Origin of the sequence: Ruegeria sp. HKCCD8929, from assembly GCF_013031405.1 — a bacterium.
Lineage (GTDB): Bacteria > Pseudomonadota > Alphaproteobacteria > Rhodobacterales > Rhodobacteraceae > Ruegeria.
Genome location: NZ_WPZY01000093.1, coordinates 1 through 4,396 on the forward strand (window position 1 = coordinate 1; position 4,396 = coordinate 4,396).

Consider the following 4,396-nt stretch of genomic DNA (forward strand, 5'->3'; position numbering starts at 1 on the left):
GTTTATGGGCATCGGCTCATCCTGCTGTATCTCGAGCTTTTGGTTCGTTTGGTCGCGATCCCGACACATAACCGGATCTTCAAAGAAAAAGATCGGTCAGTGAACAGCTCCACCTTACTAGTTTCTTTGGTTGCTAATGCATGACAAATCTATGGTCCACTGGGAAAAAGCGGGAATTCAACACGTTACAGAATTGTAAACTGGGTTCTCCCCGAGGCTGGAACTAATGACAGCTTTCAGATTGCTTTGGTGTGAAGAAAAGCAATGAAATCACGAAAAATGAGACTAGGCTCAGAACTCGGCAGTGGACGACGCTTGTTGCGTCACGTGATGCTCCAAGCTGTACTCGTCGCGGCTTTCCAAAACCAAAACAGGAGCCCTTGGCGAACCGGCTCTGGAATGCGGAAGAGCACCGCGCAATGTCATCATCACAGCAGTTGCCAGGAAATTCGTCACAATCGCAATCACACTCTGCAGTTCACAACAGAAATGGCGGCGCAGGCCAAGTGAGGAATACGGTTTCTAGTCCAGAACATAGTTCATGTCGCTGAGACCATACTTTTCGAGCAGTTTTTCAATACCTTTGATGGCGCGCAGTCGATGATAGCGCTGTCGCTCGTCATCGGCGAAACGCAAGCGTGACCCATTCGAGTTCCAAATGCCTCAGAGGTTAGAAACGCAGCCGTTCATGCCCAATTCCGGGTACGCACTTGAATCGCGGGGCACCAAAAAACAAATCGTTACTGCAGGAATAGCAATAGTTGTTCCAAACAATTGTAAATGGTAATCCGAAACTTGGAAGGGTGAAGATCGCTGTACGATGTCGAAATTTCAATAGCAGTTTGCAACCGGTTCTTAGGAGGATCCAATGGTCAACCAGGTCGTAAACAGCGATTTTTCCAATGGCTCTACCGGCTGGACACTGACGGGGAACGTTGGTGTGAACCCAAGCCGGGAAAACCTGCAATTCAGCGCTGGAAATAGTCCCGTAACCGGCGTCGCAAGTCAGACCATCGCTGTGGTTCCAGACGAAGATTATGATTTTTCGTTCGAATACGGACGCTTAGGCGCTTTTGGAACTTCCGGCATCTACGAGATAACCTATGTTGACGACATGGGTGCCACTCAATTGCTCTCCACGGGGGCCTTTGCCAATGGCACTGGTGGGGGGGCTGCAGATACCCCTTTCCCAACCCAGTCCATCGAAATCCCTGACGACGTGACCGAGGTCACGATTACCTTCATCGACACAACGGCAAACACCAACAGTCGCGATCTGGTGATTGATGATGTGGTCCTAGATGGCCCAACCCCACCGCCGATCTGCTTTGGCCGCGACACGCTAATCGAGACGGAGGCGGGGCTACAGCCCGTCTGGAAACTGTCTCAAGGTATACGGGTGAACAGGATTGATGGACAACCTGTGCGCTTGCGTGGCATCTTCAGCCGCACCGTCAGAACTTCAGCCCAGCAGGAAGACAGGCGTCTTTGTCCTGTGGTGATCCTGAAGGGAGCATTGGGCGGCGGTTTACCCCGGTCTGATCTTCGCCTGTCCCGCCAGCACCGTGTTTTGGTATCGTCGCCGATCTGCAAGCGAATATTCGCTGTCCCGGAGGTACTGGTGCCGGCCATTCGGCTGACCGCACTGCCTGGTGTCTACGTTGAAGACAGCTGCGACTGCATCGAGTACTTTCATCTGCTCTTCGACCGACACGAGATCATTCACGCAGCGGGCGTGCCGTCCGAGAGCCTCCTTCTCGGGCCGCAGGCACTGAAGGCATTGCCGAAGGAGGCTCGAGAGGAAATCTCAAACATTTTTCCTGAGATTGCTGCGCCGGGTTTCCGACCCACTCCCCACAGCCCCTTGGCTGACACTGGTCCGGATGTGAAGGAACTCATTGCCAGACATCTGAAAAATGACAAGCCTATTTACTATGGCTAATCTCCAGTTTCTCAGATGTGGGATAGCCTTCAATGATCGCTTCGACGACAGGAGCCACGCCGCAGTGATGGATCCGCCGCCCGTGCAAAGCAATGCTGCGTTAGCTAACACCGGAATAGGAATGTCGGCAAAGTCCCGACTGCGTGAATTCGTCCAACACCCAATCTCGCGGTTGCAGCGAATGTCCGGAATCACGGGCCGCACAGCAGCAGGGGCCGACGGTGATCAACGGCAGGTGAGGGCCGGACCATCATGCCGCGACTGCAGGCGTGTGCAGCCGGAGCAAAGGCGGCTCGGGGCTCCCAGCCGCCATGCGGTGCCGCAGCGATCCGCGATAACGTCGAGTTCTGAGACCTGCCTTTCGCCAGGTTCCCGCGGGTCCTGGCGAAGGATCTGCAAATGCATGGTTTTCTCGAACGATTAATATGATCGGGTGCCGTTGGCTATCTGGCAGAGGCCGTTCCGGCAAGGAGCGGAGAACCAAGGCCGCGCGAGGCAACGGCAACGAGGTTTGGACCGGGCGAGATTGCCGCCGTGGCGAGGGCGGCCCACGCTGTCAAAACAAGCGAAATCATGAGTGGCCCTTTCTACTGTCTTTTGGGGCTTGCGCGCGATCAAACATGCCGTAATCGCGGATGACGCTCGCGATGCGCAACCGATAGTCGTCGAACACGCCGCGTCTCCCTTTCGTCTGCGCCCCTCGATGCGCGTTCAGATTGCGCCAGCGCGCAATCGCGTCCTCGTCTTCAAAAAACGACAGGGAGAGTATTTTGCGCGGATCGGTAAGGCTCTGAAACCGTTCGACCGAGATGAAACCCTCGATATCATCCAGCATCGGTCTCATCTCGGCGGCGATATCAAGATAATCGCCCTTGCGGCACTCTGCTGGTTCAACTTCGAAAATCACCGCGATCATGCGCCGTCTCCATGCGGGGCTGACGCGAGCTTGAGCCAAGTGCGATCCTCGCGGAGCAGAAATTTCTCTTTCTGGGCGAACTTATAGTTCTCACGGCCCAATGGGTCCATCGACAGTCGCGACCGATAGGCTTCATAATCGGCAAGGCTTTCCACATTATAGATGCCGTAAGCCAGCGTCGAAGACCCTTCATGGGGCGCGAAATAGCCGACCAGGTCCGCGCCACAGCGCGGAATGGCCTGGCCCCAGTTGCGGGAATATTCTTCAAACAGGGCATTCTTGGTCGGGTCGATCTGGTAGCGAATGATGCAGGTCAACATAGCGGAATCCTCTCAGTGTGTTTTCCTAGGTCTACCGGATTGCGATAAGAGAATGCTTCGATTAGGGTCGAACTATGAAAGAAGGTCCTGATATTGCACATGTCGCCGCGCTGATCGGCGATCCCGCGCGTGCTAACATGCTGATCGCGCTAATGAGCGGGAAGGCCCTGACCGTGAGCGAGTTGGCAGAGGAAGCGGGCGTCACCATCCAGACAGCCAGCTCCCACCTGTCCAAGCTCGATGACGGTGATCTGTTGCGTCCCCGCAAACAGGGGCGACACAAGTATTTTTCTCTCGCCAACGACGAAGTTGCGCACGTTCTGGAAGGCCTGATGGGGCTAGCGGCAGGATCGGGCCATCTACGTAAGCGCACCGGGCCGAAAGATGCTGAATTGCGGCGGGCACGTGTCTGCTACAATCATCTCGCAGGTGATATGGGCACGCAGATGTTCGACAGCTTGATGGCGCAGGGCCACCTGGTCTTTGATGGCGACGACCTCAATCTAACACGTTCTGGCCAAGCCTTTGTGACAGGCTTCGAAATTGACTTAGCAATACTATGCAAAAGTAAATCACCGCTTTGCCGTGAATGTCTGGACTGGAGCGAGCGCAGGTCGCATTTGGCGGGCAGCCTTGGCCGCGCGTTCCTTAGTCGATTTGAAGACCTATCGTGGGCCAGACGCGATCAGAAAACGCGCGTGGTTTCGTTCTCGGCAAATGGAGTCAAAGAATTTGAGCGATTGTTTTCTGTTGGTTGAACTTCTCCGAATATCGCGAACCAAACATTCGCACAGCTGCAGCGAAAGCTCACTTTGGTCCGCTTCGCGACTTGCCGCGCGCGTAGTTAGGAAGCGTGGCTAAGGCGGCTCAGGGCTCTTAACGACCTGCTCGAACTCGCCGCAGAGATCGGCGGCAGGGGAGCCCGTTTGACCGAATGCTGCGCGATACAAAATTGGTCGAGATTGCTGGTAACCTGTCATTGCAACACGTACGGTAGAATGTCGCTGTCCACGCTTTGCCAAAGCGTTCGGTGGCTACGTCCGAGATCGCTTCTTGAGAGAGGATTGGCTCTTTTTCCAACATATTGAACGGCATTGCCAACTTGTTTACGCGTTCTGAACTGGTTACCGCTCACGCAGGAAGATACCGCTTAAAATGCCGCGCCTGAAGGGTTTTCGTTTTCCGCGCGAGATCATCGCCTATGCCGTCTGGGTCTAC

Annotated in this window: 4 protein-coding genes; 2 read left to right on the forward strand and 2 right to left on the reverse strand. The window is 54.9% G+C overall.

All coding sequences use genetic code 11. The features are described from left to right. The first annotated feature begins 868 nt into the window (after positions 1–868). A complete protein-coding gene (locus GOX53_RS28790; RefSeq protein ID WP_171182310.1) occupies positions 869–1,942 on the forward strand; it encodes a Hint domain-containing protein in 1,074 nt (357 codons plus the stop codon). Between the two features lie 571 nt (positions 1,943–2,513). Here GOX53_RS28790 and GOX53_RS28795 read toward each other — a convergent pair. Next, the gene (locus tag GOX53_RS28795) at positions 2,514–2,858 is read right to left on the reverse strand and encodes an antibiotic biosynthesis monooxygenase (RefSeq protein WP_171182311.1); all 345 of its coding nucleotides are present in this window, start codon (positions 2,856–2,858) and stop codon (positions 2,514–2,516) included. Continuing rightward, a complete protein-coding gene (locus GOX53_RS28800) occupies positions 2,855–3,178 on the reverse strand; it encodes an NIPSNAP family protein (protein WP_171182312.1) in 324 nt (107 codons plus the stop codon). The genes GOX53_RS28795 and GOX53_RS28800 overlap by 4 nt, the downstream gene beginning before the upstream one ends. A gap of 74 nt (positions 3,179–3,252) precedes the next feature. Between GOX53_RS28800 and GOX53_RS28805 the strand changes: the two genes are divergently transcribed. Beyond that, on the forward strand, positions 3,253–3,936 hold the full coding sequence (locus GOX53_RS28805) for a helix-turn-helix transcriptional regulator (protein WP_171182313.1): 684 nt from the start codon (positions 3,253–3,255) through the stop codon (positions 3,934–3,936). Positions 3,937–4,396 lie beyond the last annotated feature (460 nt).